At 70.1% G+C, this 18,665-nt stretch carries 13 protein-coding genes and 1 tRNA gene; 4 read left to right on the forward strand and 10 right to left on the reverse strand.

All coding sequences use genetic code 11. The features are described from left to right. Window positions 1-136: 136 nt before the first annotated feature. The 6 genes from MFF07_RS14885 to MFF07_RS14910 form a co-directional block, all read right to left on the reverse strand. Window positions 137-1,099 carry a class I SAM-dependent methyltransferase gene (locus MFF07_RS14885; RefSeq protein WP_147820429.1) on the reverse strand — a complete coding sequence of 321 codons (963 nt, stop codon included), beginning with the start codon at window positions 1,097-1,099 and terminating at the stop codon, window positions 137-139. 32 nt (window positions 1,100-1,131) lie between these two features. Then, entirely contained in the window at window positions 1,132-2,517 is a 1,386-nt protein-coding gene (gene gor, locus MFF07_RS14890) for a glutathione-disulfide reductase (RefSeq protein WP_147820427.1), read from the reverse strand. Then, window positions 2,514-3,656, reverse strand: a complete 1,143-nt coding sequence (locus tag MFF07_RS14895) for an O-antigen ligase family protein (RefSeq protein ID WP_238232363.1) — start codon at window positions 3,654-3,656, stop codon at window positions 2,514-2,516. The genes gor and MFF07_RS14895 overlap by 4 nt, the downstream gene beginning before the upstream one ends. Window positions 3,657-3,723: 67 nt before the next feature. Then, window positions 3,724-4,323 carry a DUF2059 domain-containing protein gene (locus tag MFF07_RS14900; RefSeq protein WP_238232290.1) on the reverse strand — a complete coding sequence of 200 codons (600 nt, stop codon included), beginning with the start codon at window positions 4,321-4,323 and terminating at the stop codon, window positions 3,724-3,726. A gap of 50 nt (window positions 4,324-4,373) precedes the next feature. Further along, entirely contained in the window at window positions 4,374-5,084 is a 711-nt protein-coding gene (gene rpiA, locus MFF07_RS14905) for a ribose-5-phosphate isomerase RpiA (RefSeq protein WP_147819380.1), read from the reverse strand. A gap of 425 nt (window positions 5,085-5,509) precedes the next feature. Next, complete coding sequence (locus MFF07_RS14910) at window positions 5,510-5,986, reverse strand: hypothetical protein (protein ID WP_147819384.1); 477 nt, start codon at window positions 5,984-5,986, stop codon at window positions 5,510-5,512. Window positions 5,987-6,291: 305 nt separating this feature from the next. On the opposite strand from MFF07_RS14910, the gene MFF07_RS14915 reads away from it, so the two are divergent. Next, entirely contained in the window at window positions 6,292-9,591 is a 3,300-nt protein-coding gene (locus MFF07_RS14915) for a PAS domain S-box protein (RefSeq protein WP_238232291.1), read from the forward strand. A 121-nt stretch (window positions 9,592-9,712) separates the two neighbouring features. Here MFF07_RS14915 and MFF07_RS14920 read toward each other — a convergent pair whose 3' ends face one another. The 3 genes from MFF07_RS14920 to MFF07_RS14930 form a co-directional block, all read right to left on the reverse strand. Continuing rightward, window positions 9,713-12,217 (reverse strand): TonB-dependent receptor, encoded by a 2,505-nt coding sequence (locus MFF07_RS14920; protein ID WP_238232364.1) that lies wholly within the window; start codon window positions 12,215-12,217, stop codon window positions 9,713-9,715. Window positions 12,218-12,680: 463 nt separating this feature from the next. Beyond that, the gene (locus MFF07_RS14925) at window positions 12,681-13,631 is read right to left on the reverse strand and encodes a FecR family protein (protein ID WP_147819376.1); all 951 of its coding nucleotides are present in this window, start codon (window positions 13,629-13,631) and stop codon (window positions 12,681-12,683) included. A gap of 91 nt (window positions 13,632-13,722) precedes the next feature. Next, window positions 13,723-14,232, reverse strand: a complete 510-nt coding sequence (locus tag MFF07_RS14930) for an RNA polymerase sigma factor (protein WP_238232365.1) — start codon at window positions 14,230-14,232, stop codon at window positions 13,723-13,725. A gap of 337 nt (window positions 14,233-14,569) precedes the next feature. Here MFF07_RS14930 and MFF07_RS14935 point away from each other — a divergent pair, with 337 nt between their 5' ends. Together MFF07_RS14935 and gph are read left to right on the forward strand one after the other, a co-directional pair. Next, entirely contained in the window at window positions 14,570-15,940 is a 1,371-nt protein-coding gene (locus MFF07_RS14935) for a helix-turn-helix domain-containing protein (protein ID WP_187272656.1), read from the forward strand. Between the two features lie 127 nt (window positions 15,941-16,067). Beyond that, window positions 16,068-16,766 (forward strand): phosphoglycolate phosphatase, encoded by a 699-nt coding sequence (gene gph / locus MFF07_RS14940; RefSeq protein ID WP_147817826.1) that lies wholly within the window; start codon window positions 16,068-16,070, stop codon window positions 16,764-16,766. A gap of 93 nt (window positions 16,767-16,859) precedes the next feature. On the opposite strand, the gene MFF07_RS14945 is transcribed toward gph, so the two are convergent. Next, window positions 16,860-16,934: transfer RNA gene (locus MFF07_RS14945), tRNA-Val, on the reverse strand. 210 nt (window positions 16,935-17,144) lie between these two features. Here MFF07_RS14945 and gltX point away from each other — a divergent pair. Next, complete coding sequence (gltX, locus tag MFF07_RS14950; RefSeq protein WP_238232292.1) at window positions 17,145-18,491, forward strand: glutamate--tRNA ligase; 1,347 nt, start codon at window positions 17,145-17,147, stop codon at window positions 18,489-18,491. Window positions 18,492-18,665 lie beyond the last annotated feature (174 nt).

Consider the following 18,665-nt stretch of genomic DNA (forward strand, 5'->3'; position numbering starts at 1 on the left):
GAAGGGGAGAGGCGGACGGGGCGGCCCGACGGGAAGGCAGGGCTGCGGCTCCGCCCGTTCCCTCGGAGGTTGCCGCCCAGCGGCCGTCACCGAGAGCGCAAGCGAGGACCGAGGAAACTCGGTATTCTCGGCCGCCCTACCGCAACGGCTTGCGCGCCGTCAGCACGGTCGCGCAGGCGAGTTCGAGCTGCTTCTCCTGGGAGAGGCCCCGGCAGAAGGGCAGGCCGACCTGCTCGGCCGGGGCGCGCAGCAGCTGCTCGACGGTCATCGCCGAGAACTCTTCGCGGACGGGAGACGACAGGCCGTCCCGCCAGGAATTCAGGATCCATTGCAGGGCCCAGATCGGGTGGGTCGACTCGATGACCTCCACCCGCTCGACCTCGAGCATGTCCTCGAACAGGCGTCGCGCGCCCTGCGGCGTCGGGTTGAAGTAGTGGTGCGGAAAGCCGTGATAGGGCTGCAGGAAGGGGACGCAGCAATACAGCGTGCCGCCCGGCTTCAGCACGCGCGCGATCTCGCGGGCGCAGGTGAACGGGTCGCGGACATGTTCCAGCACCACGATGGACAGGACGCCATCGAAGGAATCGTCGAGGAACGGCAGGGCCTCGCCGACGCCCAGCACGTCCGTCGAGAGGTAGTCGACGATCTCGTAGTTGACGACGTTCTCGTAATAGGTTTGCCGGCTTCCGGCGCCGCAATCGAGGACGAGGCCGTCGGGGTAGCGGGCGATCAGGTCGACGCCCGACTGGTCGTAGCCGTGCGAGGACACGGCGTCGGTGGCGACGATGCCGGTCGCCTCGCGCAGTTCCGGCGTCAGGAAGTCCGCCTTGCCGTCGTTCCAGAGGCACGGCATGTCGCTCCGGAACAGCGGCCGCAGGCGCTGCATCTTCCTGGCCCGCGCCGCCCGAAGGTCGGCGCGCACGTTGACCATCCTGCGGTCCTCGCGATGGCCGAAGCCGTCGAAATGCTTCCGGCCCGACCGGACGTGGCCCGCCGCGACGGCGGCCGCCACGTCGGGGTTGGCGGCGAGATAGGCGGCCTCGTCGAAATGCCTGCCGGTCGCGGGGATGTAGAGGTCGAAGGGCATGGAGCGCACCATCGCGGATTCTCTCGGACGTTTCGGCGGCGGCCCTATCCCACACCCACCGGATGCTTCGTCACCACCGGAGAGCGCATCGTCACCAGTTCCTCGCCCGCCGTCGGATGCACCGCGATGGTGCGGTCGAAATCGGCCTTGGTCGCGCCCATGGTGACGGCGATGCCCACCGCCTGAATGATCTCGCCGGCATCGTGGCCGAGCACGTGGACGCCGACGACGCGGTCGCTGGCCTTGTCGACCAGAACCTTCATCAGCACGCGCTCGTCGCGGCCCGACAGGGTCGCCTTCATCGGGCGGAAGCTGGAGCGGTAGACGTCGATCTCATTGAAACATTGGCGGGCCACGTCCTCGTTGTGGCCGACGACGCCGATCTCGGGCGTCGAGAACACCGCCGTCGGGATCAGACGGTGGTCGACGCACCAGGGTTTGCCGCCGAAGACCGTGTCGGCGAAGGCGTGGCCCTCGCGGATGGCGATCGGAGTCAGCGCCGCGCGGTTGGTGACGTCGCCGACGGCGTAGATCGACGGGACGGACGTCTGCGAATAGTCGTCGACGGGGATGGCGCCGTTCGGCTTCGTCGCGATGCCGACCTTCTCCAGCCCGAGGCCGGTGACGTTGGGCCGGCGGCCGGTGGCGCCGAGCACGCAGTCGACCGTGATGGTTTCGCCGTCATCGAGCGTCGCGCGGATGGCGTCGCCGTCGCGCTCCAGGCGCTCGACGGTGCGGTTGAGGCGCAGGTCCATGCGCTTGGCGTAGGCCTCGCCGAGCGCGTCGCGGATTTCGTCGTCGAAGCCGCGCAGCAACCGGTCGCCGCGATGCAGGAGCGTCGTCTTACTGCCGAGCGCAGCGAAGACGCCGGCGAATTCCACGGCGATGTAGCCGCCGCCGATGACGAGGATGCGCTCGGGCTGGCGCTCCAGCTCGAACACGCCGTTCGAATCGATGGCAAGGTCGCCACCGGGAATCATCGGCTCGTTCACCGGCGCGGCGCCCACCGCCACCAGAATGGTCTTTGCGCGGATCAGTTTTCCGGAATGGCACAGGCGGACCGTGTGCGGGTCCTCGATGGCGGCGCGGTCGGCGATGAGTTCGACGCCGGAGGCGGCGAGGTTGCGGGTGTAGATGCCCTCGAGCCGGGTCACCTCGGCGTCGCGGCGCTGCTTCAGCACGGCCCAGTCGAAGCGCGGGGTGCCGACGTCCCAGCCGAAGCCTGCGGCGTCCTCGAACTCGTCACTGAACCGCCCGGCATAGACCATCAGCTTCTTCGGCACGCAGCCGCGGATCACGCAGGTGCCGCCGACGCGGTATTCCTCGGCCAGCATCACCCGCGCGCCGTGCCCGGCCGCGATTCGCGCCGCCCGCACGCCGCCCGAGCCGCCGCCGATGACGAAGAGGTCGGTATCGAAATTCTGGCTCATGCCGTGTCGCTCTTCGGAGGGCGTGCGAGGCCCGCGCGCAGCCAGGTGATGGCGGTTCCGAGCGCCGCCGTCCACCAGGCCTGCCAGGCGCCGTGCTCGACGAAGGCGATCGCGGCGGCGGCGGCGATCAGGCCCAGCGCCACGGCGAAGGGCGCCTTCGGCAGGATCGCGACGGCGCGGAGCGTTAGCAACAGCACCGCGGCGGCGAGGATCGCGCCCAAGATCCCGAGTTCGGCCCAGACCTGAAGGAAGCTGTTGTGCGGGTGGCCGACGGCCAGCATCTCCCGCAGCTCGGGCGCGAGACCCTGCGCCGCCGGCACTTCGGGGAAGCGTGCGCTGGTGCCGTAGCCGGCCCCCCGCCAGGGATCGGCCGCGACCGCCGCGCCGAAGCTCCGGGCGATGGCGACGCGGGCGCGGGAGGAGCTGTGTTCGAGCCGGGCATGGATCGCCTCCGGCATGAATCGGGCGAGGATGTCGCCCTCCACCGGGGCCAGCACCAGCGCCAGCCCGAGGCCGGTGCCGACCAGGGCGAGGCCGAAGCGCTTGGGCAGCAGCCGGGCGAGCGCCGCCATGGCCAGCCCGGCGATCAGGCCCATCGCGGCGGCGCCGCTGACGGAGGAGACGATCGCAGCAGCAGTCAGCAGCAGCAGGCCGAGGGCGAGGAGGCGATGCCCCCGCGCGAAAACCAGGAAGGCCAGCGGTCCGGCGACGAGCACGAAGGTCAGGACCGGCCGGTTGAACACGAACAACGCGTCGCGCTGTCCGAGCAGGCGCTGCGGCGCCATGCCGAGCCGGAGGCTCGCGACCACGAACAGGCAGGCGACGACCAGCGCGCCCGCCGCCAGCGGCGGCGTCCATGGCGGAAGCCGGCCGGGGGCGAGGCGGGCGAGGCAATACGCGGCGACGAGTGTGGGGCCGAACTCGCTCAGCGTGCGCAGCGAGAGTGCCGGAAACGGACTCCAGGCGAAACTCAGGAGGCACCAGGCCAGGAAGCCGAGCACGGCCGCCCCGACCGCGCCGCCGAGGGGCCGCAGCAGGAGGCGCAGGGCTCCGCGCCCCTCCTCGGCGGCGACGCCGAGACCGAAGAGAAGCGCCGCGACGACGACGACGAGCGGCGAGGAGCGGTTCGCCAGGGCCATGGCCGGCGGCACCAGGGCCAGCGCGACGGCGCCGGCCGCGTAGAGGCCCTTCGCGGCGGACACCGGCCTACTGGAGCTGATGGCCGCGCTTGCCCATCTCCGCGCGCACGCGGATCATCATGTATTCCGAGACCTCCTGGGTCCAATCCTGCATGGCTCCGACGAGCTCGTCGAGCACCTGGGGCTGGGTCTCGACGTAGCGCTTGCCGGCGGGCGAGCGGAAGAAGACCACGATTTCCTTCAGCTCGGGCTCGGCGAGGCGCCCGGCATAGATCCGGGCGGCGACGTCGATAATGCGCTGCTTCTGCAGCTCCATCTCCGGCTGCAGGCCCTTGATGACCTCGTCGAGGTCCTTGGCGAGTTCCGGCCGGGTCACGGCGTTCTTCTTGATCTGCTCGGCCAAGGCCGGGACGATGGAATCGAACGAGCGGGCGATGCCGGAATTGAACATGACCTCGCGGGCCAGCGCGAGATGGCTCGGGCCGATTGGGGCCGGCGTGTTCGCCGCCGGGGTCTGGGGCGCGGCAGGGGCAGGGGCCGGAGCGCCCGGCTTGGCCGCAGGAGGCTTCGCCGGCTGCTGCGCGAGGGCCGCGAGCGGCAGGGCCGTTGCGCCGACGAGCGCCGCCCAGAGGAGACGGGCGGCCAGGGCGTCGAGGCGGCGGGACATGGACGGCGCTCCGGTGTCGTGTCGGATGATCGGGAATCGGTCGAACGGGCTCACGGAGAGCCCAGAACCGTGACCACGGCCTCGTCGCCGCGCGCCTCGGCGAGGATCGCGGCGGTGGCGAGGCCGAGGAACAGGCCGTGCTCGACCACGCCGGGCACCGCCCACAGGGCCGCCGAGAGCCGTTCGGGTTCGGGGATCGCCTGCAGCCGCGCATCGACGATGGCATGGCCGCCGTCGGTCACGTAGGGCTGGCCGCCCGAAGCCTTGCGCAGCGTCATCTCCCCCGCGCAGCCGGCCGATTCGACGGCCTTCTGGATCGCCTTGAAGGTGGCGCCGAACCCGAACAGGTTGACCTCGATCGGCAGGGGGAATGCGCCGAGCACCGGCACGTGCTTGGCCGCGTCCGCGATCACCACCATGCGGCGGCTGGCATGCGCCACGATCTTTTCGCGCAACAGGGCGCCGCCGCCGCCCTTGATCAGGCGCAGGTTCGCATCGATTTCGTCCGCGCCGTCGACGGTGAGGTCGAGCTCGGGGTACTCCTCCAGGCTGCCGAGCCGGATGCCCTCGGCCTCGCAGGCCGCGCGGGTCGCCTCGGAGGTCGGCACGCCGATGACGTCGAGCCCGGCGCGCACGCGTTCGCCCAGAAGCAGGATGAAGGCGTTGGCGGTGGAGCCGGTGCCGATCCCGAGCCGCATCCCGTCCGCGACGAGGTCGACCGCGCGGGCGGCGGCGGCGCGGCGCAGGTCCGGGCCGCTCACGCGGCGGGTCCGAAGGCGGCGTTGGAGAGGGAGGCGTACATCGGGCGTGCTCACGGCGTCGGCGCGAGCCCCTAGCACGCCTCACGTCGCGGGCAAACGCGGGCAGCCGATGTCGGACTGTCGGCTCGGAGCGGTTTTAATCCGGCCAGGCACCTGCGACCGACCGAGTTTATTTTGGCATGGAATAAAAGCGATGCTTAATCGTGGAGATTAAGTCGATCTGACAGTAACATGAACATTTGCCGCAGTCGTATTTTGTGCTTTAGACAGCAGAGCCTGTAGAAAACAGGCGGTATGCCGCGGGTGGGGGCGGGGAACCCGGAGGTCGTGCATGACCTCGTAGCTTTGGTTCGACTCCAAGGCCGCGGCTCCAGTCCTTCGAAGCGCCGATCCACTCCACAACAGGGATCGTCCTACGCGCGGCATCAGGGCCGGGCGCCCTGCGGGGGCGTCACGCTCGGGGCGGCCTTGGCGGCGGGAGCGATCGAGCCGGTGACGGTGCCGGCCGGGGCCGGGTTGGTCTGGGGCGTGCAGACCACGAGTTCCTCGCGGACCTGGACGTAGCAGATGCTCATCTCGCCGGTGCGGTAGTTGACGCGGAACACCCCGGCCTCGCGGGTGTGGCGGGAGGCGACGAGGCCGTACTCGGCCGGGGACTGGGCGGCCGCGCCCTCGCCGGCGGCGAAGCAAAGGGTCACCCCGACGTTGTCGTCGCGCAGGCCGTACTGGCAGGACGTGACCTCACCCGTGGAGCGGTCGACCCGGTAGACCCGGTTGAGGTCGATCTGCGGCGCCGGCACGAACTCGTAGGGGCCGGCGGCCAGCGCCGGCAGGCTCGCTGCGGAGAGGACGAGGCCGGCAAGCGCCGTCCGGGCGGCTCGGGGCGAAAGGCAGGCGCGCATGGCCGATGACCCTGTCACGGGGGGAAACATCCGCCGAACAGGACCCGATCGTGGTTAACGAAGTCTTGTCGAGGGGATGAAGCCCCGCCCGGCCAACGAAGTCCCGCCGCCGGATGACGCGTCCGCAGGCCGCAGCCCGCCATCGGAAAACCGCCCGGGGGAAATTGCCGCCCCTCCGCCAACCGGCTACCCAGTCGGGACGGCCGGTGCGGCACCGGCCCCGCCGCCCGTCGTGGGCGGTCCCGTTTCCCGGCGCGCGGAACCGCAGCGCGGTCGACGCTCATCCGGATCGACGCCCCCCGACCATGCCAACGACGCCCCCCACGGACCGGCCCGAGACCGCGCCTCCTGAGACCGCAGCTCCGGAGACCGCGCGCCTCGCGGCCCTCGACCGCTACGGCATCCTCGACACGCCGGCGGAGACGGGCTTCGACGACATCGTGGCTCTGGCATCCGAGATCTGCGGGACGCCGGTGGCCCTGGTCAGCCTCGTCACCGGCGACCGGCAATGGTTCAAGGCCCGGGTCGGGTTCGATCCCTGCGAGACGCCGATCGCGCAATCGGTCTGCGCCCACGCGCTGGAGCAGCCGGGCCTGCTCGTCATCCCCGACCTGACGCAGGATCCCCGCACCCGCGACAACACCCTCGTCACCGGTGCGCCCTTCCTGCGCTTCTATGCCGGCGCCCGGCTCGAGACGCCGGAAGGCGCGCCGATCGGGACGCTCTGCGTGATCGACCACGCGCCCCGTCCCGGCGGCCTCGCGCCCCGGCAGGCCGCGGCCCTGGAACGCCTGGCGCGCCAGGTGATGGGGCAGATGGCGCTGCGCCGCGCCGTGGCCGAGCGGGACGATGCGGTGCGCACCCTGCGCGAGGCCGGCACGCGCCACCGCCAGATCCTCGACAGCGCCGTCGACTACGCCATCGTCACCATGGACCTCGACGGCATCGTGACGAGCTGGAACCTCGGCGCGGAGCGGATCGTCGGCTGGACCGCGGCGGAGATGTGCGGCCGGCCCGCCGACGCCTTCTTCACGCCCGAGGACGTCGCCGCCGGCATTCCCGAGCGCGAGATGCGGGCGGCCCGCGAGGTCGGGCGCGGGGCCGACGCGCGCTGGCGCCGGCGCAAGGACGGCTCGCCCTTCTTCGGCTTGGGCGAGATGATGCCGCTGCGGGCGGCGGACGGCACCCTCGTCGGCTACCTCAAGATCCTGCGCGACCGCACCGAGCAGCACCGGGCCGACGCGCGCTCGCGGGCGGCGGAGGAGGCGCTGGCGGCCTCCGAGGAGCGCATGCGGCTCGCCGTCGAGGCCACCGGCATCGGCATCTTCGATTATGCGCCGCAGACCGACGTGCTGCGCTGGGACGAGCGCGTGCGCGACCTGTTCGGCGTCGGGCTGGACGAGGCCGTGACCTATGCCGGCAGCTACCTCGCGGGCCTGCATCCCGACGACCGCGCGGCGGCCGACGCGGCCGTGCGCGCCGCGACCGATCCGGCCGGCACGGGGATGTTCGACATCGAGTACCGCGTGCGCCCCCGGGACGGCGCCGCCACGCGCTGGCTCGCCGCGCGGGGCAAGTCCACCTTCGCGGACGGCCGCCAGACCCGCTTCGTCGGCACGGTGCGCGACGTGACCGTCCGCAAGACCGCCGAGCTCGCCGTGCGCGCCACCGAGGAGCGCTACCGCCTCGTCACGCGGGCGACGAACGACGCGATCTGGGACTGGGACCTCGTCTCGAACCACGTGCTGTGGAACGAGTCCCTGCACTCCGCCTACGGCTACGACCTCGCCACGGTGGGTACCACCGGCGAATGGTGGCTCGACCACGTCCACCCGGACGACCGCGCCCGGGTCGAGGCGGACATCCGCTCCACCATCGCCGGCACCGAGGACGAGTGGAGCCACGAATACCGCTTCCGCCGCGCCGACGGCACCGTCGCCGACGTGCTCGACCGCGGCTACATGGTGCGCGGCAAGCGCGGCGAACCGATCCGGATGATCGGCGCGATGCTCGACCTGACCGAGCGCAAGCGCGACGAACGCCGCCTGCACGCGATGAACGCCATGCTGGAGGAGCGCGTCGAGGAGCGAACCCGCGAGCGCGACCGCACCTGGAGCGTCTCGCAGGACCTGATGGTGGTGATCGACGCGGAGGGCGTGTTCCGCGCCGTCAGCCCGGCCGCGACCCGGATCCTGGGCTGGCTGCCGGAGGAGATGCTCGGCTGCGGCGTGCGCGACTTCGTCCACCCCGAGGACGGGGCGGTGACGGCCGAGGCGATCGCACATGCCGCCGGGCAGGCCCTGCCGCCCTTCGAGAACCGCTATCGCCACAAGGACGGCGGCTACCGTTGGATGTCGTGGGTCTCGGTGCCGGAGGGCGCGCTGATCTACGCCACCGGCCGCCACGTCACGGCGGAGAAGGAGCAGGCGCAGGCCCTGAGCCGGGCCGAGGAGGCCCTGCGCCAGTCGCAGAAGATGGAGGCGGTCGGCCAGCTCACCGGCGGCCTCGCCCACGACTTCAACAACCTGCTCACCGGCATCTCGGGCTCGCTCGAACTCCTGCAGAACCGCGTCAGCCAGGGCCGGCTCACCGAGATCGACCGCTACGTCAACGCCGCGCAGGGTGCCGCGAAGCGGGCCGCCGCGCTGACCCACCGGCTGCTGGCCTTCTCGCGCCGCCAGACCCTCGACCCGAAGCCCACCGACGTGAACCGCCTCGTCGCCGGCATGGAGGATCTGGTCCGGCGCACCATCGGGCCGGAGATCACCCTGGAGGTGGTCGCCTCCGCCGGCCTGTGGCCGGCCATGGTCGACCCCTCACAGCTCGAGAACGCGCTGCTGAACCTCTGCATCAACGCCCGCGACGCCATGCCGGATGGCGGCCGCATCACCATCGAGACCGCCAACCGGTGGCTCGAGACGCATGCGGCCAGGGAGCGCGACCTGGAGCCCGGCCAGTACCTCTCCCTCTGCGTCAGCGATTCCGGCACCGGCATGAGCGCCGACGTCATCGCCAAGGCGTTCGAGCCGTTCTTCACGACGAAGCCGATCGGCCAGGGTACGGGCCTCGGCCTCTCGATGATCTACGGATTCGCCCGCCAGTCCGGCGGGCAGGTGCGGATCTATTCGGAGGTCGGCACCGGCACCACGCTGTGCATCTACCTGCCCCGCCATTACGGACCGGCCGAGGAGGGCGACGCCGCCCCGGACCTCTCGGCCGCCCCGCGGGGCGAGCAGGGCCAGACCGTGCTCGTCGTCGACGACGAGCCGACGGTGCGCATGCTGGTGGCCGAGGTACTGGAGGACCTCGGCTATACCGCGATCGAGGCGGCGGACGGCTCGGCCGGGCTGAAGCTGCTGCGCTCCGACATCCGCGTCGACCTGCTCGTCACCGATGTCGGCCTGCCGGGAGGCATGAACGGCCGCCAGATGGCCGACGCCGCCCGCGTGACCCGGCCCGGCCTCAAGGTGCTGTTCATCACCGGCTACGCCGAGAACGCCGTCCTCGGAAACGGCTACCTCGAACCCGGCATGCAGGTGCTGACGAAGCCCTTCGTGATGGAGGCGCTGGCGAGCCGGATCAAGGACCTGATCGCCAAGGGGTAGGGTCATACCGGCGGCCGTAAACTTCGACGCAGTCGGCCGTCGGCCGTCGGCAAGCGCGAAGGCGCGCCGCCGCGCGTCCGGCGGACCGCCCTGAAGGCGTCAGACGTAAGGGCCGCTGAAATTAGAAATCGACTGTCGCGGATACGATGACCGTGCGCGGTGCCCCGACGGCGAGGAAGCCGCGCGCGGCCGATGCCCAGTAGGAATCATCGAAGATGTTCTCGACGACGGCGCGCATCACCACCGGGTTGCCGTTCGCGCCCTCGAAGACGTAGCGCAGCCCCGCGTCGAACCGGGTCCAGTCCGGGACCGACTGGGTGTTGGCCTGGTTGTAGAACATGCTGCTCGTGTAGATCGCCCGCCCGGTCACGGTCAGGCCGGGAGCGAGCCACGGTGGCAGGTCGTATTCGCCGTAGAGGTTGAGCGCCGTGTCGGGGACGCCGGGCGCCGCCTTGCCGTCGAACTGGCCGCCCGCCGTCTTCACCAGCGTGGCGTCGATGAAGGTGACGCCGCCGAGCAGGCGTATCCCGGCGAAGGGCTCTCCGGCCACGAGGAATTCGGCGCCGCGGTTGCGCTGCAGGCCGCTCACCGAGAAGCGCCGGGTCGTCGGATCGGTGAAGGCGTTCGGCTGCTCGATCTCGAACAGCGAGGCCGTCACGGCGACGGTCCCGAAATCGTACTTGGCGCCGACCTCCTTCTGCCGGCTGACGACCGGGGCGAACACCTCGTTGGCGTTGACGGCCACGGCCGGCGCGGTCGGCCCGGCATCGAGCGATTCGATGTAGTTGCCGTAGAACGAGAGGTTCTCGAAGGGCCGGACCACCAGGGCGAAGGCGGGGCTGAACCGGCTCTCGACGTAGTTCGAGGCCAGGGTGCCCTGCGTCGGCCCCGGGCGCGTGGCGTAGCTCTTCAGGTCGATCTCCTGAAACCGGCCGCCCAAGGTCAGCAGGACGCGGTCGTCGCCCAGCGACAGGGTGTCGGCCACGGCCACGCTGCGCGCGTAGAGCTCCGTGAACAGCGGCTGCCGCTCGGAGCGGGGGAAGTTGATCGTGGGGACCGAGCCGTTCGGCAGATGAATCGGGGCGTAGATGTTGGTCTGGAAGGACGGCAGGGCGAACGGGAAGAAGCCGCGCGAGTGGTTCTTGCTGACGGCCTCGACGGCCGCCACGGTGACATGATGATCGACGATGCCGGTGTAGAACTGCGAGCGCAGGCCGACTTCGCCGGTGAAGCCCTCGAGCTCGAGGGGCTGGACGGCGAGCGAGTTGAGCGCCCGGCCCGTCGTGCTCTGGACCAGATAGTTCGAAGTCAGGAAGTCCTCGTTGTAGCGGCTGACGCCGCCGGCCGCATAGAGCGTCGTGTCGGGCAGGATGTCGTACTCGACCCGGCCGGCGGCCATGTTGTAGCGGCTGTCGTTGTATTCCAGCGTGCTCGACGTGTTGCGGCGGTTGTTGGGGGCGCGCGGCACCGGGATGCCCGCCGCGACCGCGTTGAACAGCGAGGTCGGCGCCGTGATGTTCTGCGTGGAATGGTTCAAGTCGAGCGAGGCGCGCAATCCGTCGCCGCGATAGTCGAGGCCGAGCGCCGCGACGCCGACCTCGATCGCGTTCTTGTCGAGCGGCGTCGCGCCGTTGCGGTAGGCGCCGTTGAAGCGCACGCCCCATTCCTTGTAGGCGCCGAAGCGGCGGCCGAGGTCGAGATGAGTGCCGACCTGGGAATCGCTGAAATAGCTCGTGGTGATCCGCGTGAGCGGCTCGTCGAAGGCGCGCTTCGGGATGAGGTTGATGGTGCCGCCGACGCGCCCGGTGCCGCCGCTCAGGAGCGCGGTCGGGCCGAGCAGGACCTCGACCCGCTCGAGGCCTTCGGTGAAGCTGCGGCGCGCGTTGGCGATGTAGAACAGGCCGTCGAAGGCCGTGTCGACGTTGGTGACCGAGAAGCCGCGGATGAAGTACGAGTCGCGCTCGCTGTAGGGCGGGGCGTCGTTGCGCACCGACGGATTGTTCTGGATGACGTCGCCGACCGAGCGCGCCTGCTGGTCGGCGATCAGCTTCTCCGTGTAGCCCGTCGTGTTGAACGGCGTCGTCAGGACGGAGCGGTTGCCGAGGAAGCCGACGCGGGTCCCGGTTCCGACCTGGCCGCCGGCATAGGGGACGGGGGGCTGGCCCACGGTGCCGGTCCGGGGCGGCTGGCCCGCGACGGTCGCGCCGCGCGCGCCGCCCTGCCCCTGGACGTGCAGCTCTTCGAGCGTCACGGCGCCGGCCGCGGGCGCACCGAGCTGGACGTAGCGCGGGTTGACCAGGGTGATCGTCGAGGCGCCGGCCGGCTTGTGGATCAGGCCCGTGCCTTCCAAGAGCCGGGTCAGCGCGTCGATCGGGTGGAACTCGCCGTCGACCCCTTGCGTCTCCAGCGCCGCCGTCAGCTCGGTCGGGTAGACGAGCTTGACCCCGGCCTGTTCGGTGAAGGCGACGAGGCCGGTTTCCAGGGAGCCTTTCGGGATGGCGAGCCGGACGCTGCGCGTCGCGGAGATCGGTGCGGTGCCGACGACGCCCTGCGCCTCGCCGGCCCGGGCGGCGACCGCCTGAGCCATCACCGCGACGGAGACGCCGGCCAGCGCGATCCGCGTCATCCGGCGGTGTGAAAATCTGCGCGCACGCGTCGTCATGCCAAGCCCCTGCCAAGCCCCCGGGTCGATCGAGGGGGGCGGTACGCTTCGCGCTATCCGCGCCCCTCACAAACCAAGATCAACGAGCGCGCCATCTCCTGACGTCCGATCGCCGTTTTTTTCGATTTTTCTCAGACTCCTGTGCGCCGTCGGGCGGGCGAAGGGCCGGACTCATCGCCTCTTGGTCTCAGACCGTTCCCGGTCGATCCGTTCGATGCCACGGCCCTTTCCCGGACGCCTGGAACGCAGTCGAAGGTGATCCGGGATCCAGAGAGACAAGGGCCGCGCCAGCGGCTCGCTATGAACGACGCAGACGTTTCGACGCTTCGCGACGTCCTTATGCTGGGCCCCGGATCGGGTTCCGCTGACGCTCCACCCGTCCGGGGAAGGGGGTGTGGTAAGCTGAAGGATTCGACCGGAAACGGTCTCACAGGGGCGATCCGACGAGGACGAGTAGGGGCGAGAGACGCCGGATGCGGACCCCCATCGTGGCCGCGATCACGTCGAGGGCGTCGTCGGTCTCGCGGGGATCGAAGACGCCGGTGACGCGCCGCTCCCCCAGCCGGCGGTCGAGGAGGACGATGCGGCCGTGACGGTAGCGGTCGAGTTCGGCCAGAACGGTCGCGAGCGACTGGCCGGCGAAGACCAACCGGCCCTCGCGCCACGCCGTGCTGCGATCGACGTTCGCCGCGCTCACGGCCAAGGCCGCGTCGTCGCCGACGCGGACCGCCTCGCCCGCCGAGAGCATGGCGTGGCGACCCGCCGCCACGACTTCGACGCGCCCTTCCGCGACGCCCACCGGACTGTCCGCGCCATCCACGCGCACGACGAAGCGCGTGCCGACGGCGCGCGCGCTCAGGCCGCCGTGGCTGACGACGAACGGGCGCTTGGGGTCCGGCACGACATCGAAGACGGCCTCGCCGCGCAGGAGCTCGACCCCGCGTTCCGTCTCCGAAAAGTGCAGCGCGATCGCCGTGTCGGTGTTGAGGTGGACCCGGCTGCCGTCGGCCAGCGTCGCGTGCTCGATGGATCCGACACCGCTCCACAGGTCGGCGCGCAGCCGGTCGACGAGGCCGGCCTGGTAGGCCAGGGCACCCCCGAGCAGGAGCGCGACGGCGATGCCGGCGAGGGTCTTGGGCGGGCCGGGACGCGGACGCGGATCGGGCAGGCGCCCGAGCCTGCGCCACAGCGCATCCATCTCGGCATGGGCCTCCGCATGCGCCGGGTCCGCCGACCGCCAGGCCTCGAAGGCCGCCCGGTCGGCGTCGGTGGCGTCGGACGAGGAGAGCCGCGCGACCCAGCCCGCCGCCTCCTCGTCGATCGGATCCTCGATGCCCGCCGCATCGGGATCGGATTCGTCGGTGCGGGACACGGCCATTCCCCCGGTATCTTGCTGAGCGCCGGCATGGCCCGGCGACGCCTCGCGATACCTTAGATCAACGAGACGCCGATCTCCTGATGCGGTCCGCTCAGAACAAAACGAGGCTGCAGCGCCGGCAATGCAGGAGCGCCTTGATGATGTGCTTCTCGACCATGTTGCGGGTGACGCCGAGGCGGAGCGCGATCTCCCCATTCGCGAGGCCGTCGACGCGGCTGAGCAGGAACACCGCGCGGCAGCGGGGCGGCAACGCGTCGATGGCCGCGGCGAGGCGCTTCAGCTCCTGGCGGGCGATCGTGTCCCGCTCCGGGAGCGCATAGCCGTCGACGATCCCCGCCAGATCCGCATCGGTCGTCGCCGCGAACAGGGTCCGTTCGAGCCGCTGACGGTTCCGCATGCGCAGCGCCACGTTGTGGGCGACACGAAACAGCAGGGCGGTGGGATGCTCGATATTTGTCCGCGTGAGCGCGGCGAGCATGCGCAGGTAGGTTTCCTGCGTCGCGTCGGCGGCGTCGGCCGGGTTCTCGAGCAGGCGCCGCAGGAAGCGCTGAAGCTTCAGCCCTTCGCGCCGATGCAGCGCATCGATCGATACCCCCTCCATGACACCAGCCCTGTCCCGCGCGGATCCCAGCACGTCCCGCGATCCCCATGGACCGACCAGACAGAGGCGCAGGGATTATGCAAGCATCTCAGTGCTTTAGATGACTTCTAAGTTCTCCGCCGGAGAGCGATCAAGTCTTTGTGAACTCAACCGAAATACTCCGGTCCGTCGAAACCTATAGATTGGAATCGATCCAGTATTGGCGCCGAAAATCGTTCGCGTTGCACCTCGGCCACATATCGACGGCCGACCCGGCCCAGGCTTGCGGATCGATGCCCGTCTCGGCCCATGCCGGGGACGAAACGACTCTCCCGCGTCTCGAGCCGGTCCCGTGCCGATGGTGGCGCTCGCGCAGCAATCTCAGCCGGATCGTCATGCCGGAATCGGCGTCCCGTACGATACTCTCCCTGCTTCCTGCCGTTGCTCGCGAGAGCTGCGGGGACGCCCAGGTTTCGGAGCCTGTCCGACGATGCGATCCCCCCTTCCGCGCCGCCGGGATCGGCCGTCTCGCGCAAGACGGGGCCGAAGCATTCCGCCGAATTGTTGCGCCCGTCCCCACGCGCACGAGAACAATGCCCCGCACCCTCGATACCGCTCTGTCGCGACCGGCATCCGTCGTGTACGCCATCCGGCGGCCCAAGGGGTGTCGGACGCATCCCGCCGATCAGTTAGAAACGGTATGACGCGTACGGGCATCCAACGGCCGGCGAGCCCCAATGAGACGTATCTCAGCAGGGCGTCGGCCGACAGCTTCGGCCTCTATCACGATCTGATCCAGTCGAGCGGAGCGACGACATCCCTCCTAGGTGAGACATTCGAGGCGACCATCGCGGCGCACCATTACGGCCGCCTGACGCTGTTCGACCGGCAGCTCATCGGTGCCGACCACTGGCGCGACCCCGCACAGATCCGGCGCGACGGCTTCGAGCACTACTACCTGCAGGTCTTGCGCTCCGGCCGCATTGTGAGCGGTCGGAGCGGCGAGGAGCGCCGTCTGGCCCCAGGTGACGCCGTTCTCTTCGACGCGACCCAGCCGATGCGGTCCCATGTCGCCGACGCCGACTTCGTCACCGTCATCCTGGCCCGCGACCTGGTCGAGGCCGCCGCACCGGACGCGCGGGATCTGCACGGACGCATCCTGCCGAAGGGCGAAACGGGCTCGCTCGGTGAGACCGTGCTGTCGTTGATCCGGTGCGCACCGCGCTTCTCTGAGGCCCTGGCAGCCGGAGGCAGTCAGGTCATCACCAGTATGCTCGGCAAGATCCAGGGGAGATCCGAGGCGGCTTTCGACGCCGTCGTCAGCGAAAACGATCTGGAACTCGCCCGGCGCCTGAAAGCCGAATTGTTCATCGACGACAACCTCGGGTCGGATCTCAACGCCGACATCGTGGCCCGCAGCATCGGTGTGTCGCGCGCCTCGCTGTATCGCGCGATGCGAAGTGTCGGCGGCGTCGAAGCGGTCGTCACGCGTCGGCGCGCCGCGCGCTTGCGTTCGCTGATCCTCCGACCGGGCGACAAGAAATCCATCACCCTCATGGCACAAAGGGTCGGCTTCTCGAGCGTGAGCCACTGCTCCCGCGCGTTCAAGCAGATCTATGGACAGCCGCCGGACCAGCTTCGCGCGATCCTTCGCGACGATGCACGCGCGGCAACCCAAGCCTTGGACGCTGGGCGCATGCAGAACTGGTACGGTGCGATGAACGACTGATCCATCGTCCCGCCGCGACCGTCCGATGGGAGGCGGGTGCCGGGGCGGGGCCTGAACCTTGCCGCCTTGATCCCCCCATCCATCCGGTCCATCCCCGGCCGCGCCCTCCCCCGCCGCGCGAGCCTCCATGTCCTCCACTCTGAAAACGTCCTCCACCCTGAAGAAGATCGCCGTGTTCGACCTCGACGGGACGCTTGCGGACACTGCGGGCGACCTGATCGGGACGCTGAACGTGATCCTGGATCGGGAGGGGCTGGCGGCGTTGCCGCTGGAGCAGGCGCGGGACCTGCTGGGGGCAGGCGCGCGGGCGCTGATCCAGCGGGGGTTCTCGGCGGCCGGGGAAACGCTGGAGCCGGCGCGGCTCGAACGGCTGTTCCAGGACTTCCTGGAGCATTACGGGGCGCATCTCGCCGAGCGGTCGCGGCTCTATCCGGGCGTGGCCACGGCCCTCGACCGGCTGGAGGCGGAGGGATTCCTGCTCGCCGTCTGTACCAACAAGGTCGAGCGCCACGCCGTCGACCTGCTCGGCGCGCTCGGCCTCGGGCACCGCTTCGCGGCGATCGTCGGCAAGGACACGTTCGCGTATTCGAAGCCAGACCCGCGCCACATCACCGGCACCGTCGAACGGGCCGGGGGCGATCCGGCCCGCGCGGTGATGGTCGGAGATTCACGCGCCGACGTCGACGCGGCCAAGGCGGCCGGCATTCCGGTGGTGGGCGTGAGCTTCGGCTACACGGCGATCCCGATGCGCGACCTCGCCCCCGACCGCATCATCGACCATTTCGACGCATTGCCGGCGGCGGTGGCAGACCTCGTGCCGGCCTGACCCGGCCCCGACGACGTCGGCAAGCGCGACCCCGCGCCGCTGCCGATGCAGCGGACGATCCCGGAGGCGAAGCTGAAAGGATCACGTAGAAAATGGTGGACGGTGCAGGGATCGAACCTGCGACCTTTCCCGTGTGAAGGGAACGCACTACCGCTGTGCTAACCGTCCATGCCGGCCGTGGCGTCGCCCGGAGCGCTGCCCGGCGAACGCTGCGCTTCTAGGGCCGGGCATCGAGTTCCGTCAAGACTGGCCATGGACGGCATGCGCGGCCGGTTCATGCTGACCGTGGCGTACGGGCCGACGCATACCGTGTCTATCCAAGGCAGCATCGGGCGGCCCCCTTCGCAGGGGCGGCCAAACCCGTTAGGCGTGGCGGCCATGACCACCCCCCTCGTCCGCTTCGCGCCCTCGCCGACGGGCTTCCTCCATATCGGCAACGCCCGGCCGGCGCTGCTGAATTTCCTGTTTGCCCGCAAGACCTTGGGCCGGTTCCTGCTGCGCCTCGACGACACCGACCGCGCGCGCTCGACGGCGGCGTTCGCCCAGGCGATCCAGGAGGACCTGGCCTGGCTCGGCATCGTGCCCGACCTGTTCGCCCGGCAGAGCGAGCGCACGCCAAGTCACGACGCCGCCAAAGAAAAACTGATCGCGCAGGGTCGTCTCTACCCCTGCTACGAGACCGCCGAAGAGCTCGATCGCCGCCGCAAACGCCAGCTCGGCCGCGGCCTCCCGCCGATCTACGACCGCGCCGCGCTCGCGCTCTCGGATGCCGAAAAATCCGCCCTGGAGGCCGAGGGCCGCCGCCCGCACTGGCGGTTCAAGCTCGACCCCGTCGTCGTAGCCTGGACCGATCTCGTCCGCGGCGAGAGCCACGTCGACTGCGCCTCCCTCTCCGATCCCGTCCTGATCCGCGAGGACGGCAGCGCGCTCTACACCCTCCCCTCGGTGGTCGACGATGCCGAGATGGGCGTGACGCACATCATCCGCGGCGAGGATCACGTCACCAATACCGGCGTACAAGTTCAGCTTTTCCAGGCACTTGGCTATCCCGTGCCGGTCTTTGCGCATCACAACCTGCTTACCACTGCGGATGGCGAGGGCCTGTCGAAACGCCTCGGCCACCTCTCGCTGCGGGGGCTGCGCGAAGCCGGCTACGAACCGGCCTCGGTCGCAGCGCTCGCCGCGCTGACGGGCACCTCCGAGGCGGTGCGGCCGGTGGCCTCCCTCGACTACCTCGCGAGCCTCGTCGATCTCGGCCGGATCTCGCGGGCGCCGGCAAAGTTCGACCCGGCCGAACTCGACGGCATCAACGCACAACTCGTCCACGCCATGCCCTTCGCGGAGGCGCGGGACCGGCTCATCGCCATGGAAGTTCCTGAAGAGACGTCGGAATCCTTCTGGGAGGCGGTGAAGGCGAACCTCGTCAAGGTCGGCGATGCGGCCCTATGGTGGCGCATCGTCGCCGGGCCGGTGAGCCCGGTGATTTCGGATCCGGATTTCGCGGCGAAGGCGCTCGCGCTGCTGCCGGAGGGCGCCTTCGATGGCGGAACCTGGAAGAGCTGGACCGAGGCGGTCAAGCGCGAGACGGGAGCCAAGGGCCGCGCGCTGTTCATGCCGCTGCGTCAAGCGCTTACGGGACTCGACCATGGCCCGGATCTCGCGCGCCTGCTGCCGCTGATCGGGCGCGGGCGGGCGGCACGGCGGCTTGCCGGTGAGGCGGCGTGATCTGGCGCACATGTACGGAACGGCGCCATCATTGTTCTTTTTATAAAACGATTTTTCGAATCTTCTTCTCCGTATGACCGCATCTGAGAGAATGATCGAGCGGCCGCCGACCCGGCTTCTGCAGCTTCGTTTGTCACGGCAGCCGCTGTATTGTGCTAGCCAACGGCACCGCAG

Origin of the sequence: Methylobacterium thuringiense (assembly GCF_022179645.1) — a bacterium.
In the GTDB taxonomy this organism is placed as follows: Bacteria; Pseudomonadota; Alphaproteobacteria; order Rhizobiales; family Beijerinckiaceae; genus Methylobacterium; species Methylobacterium thuringiense.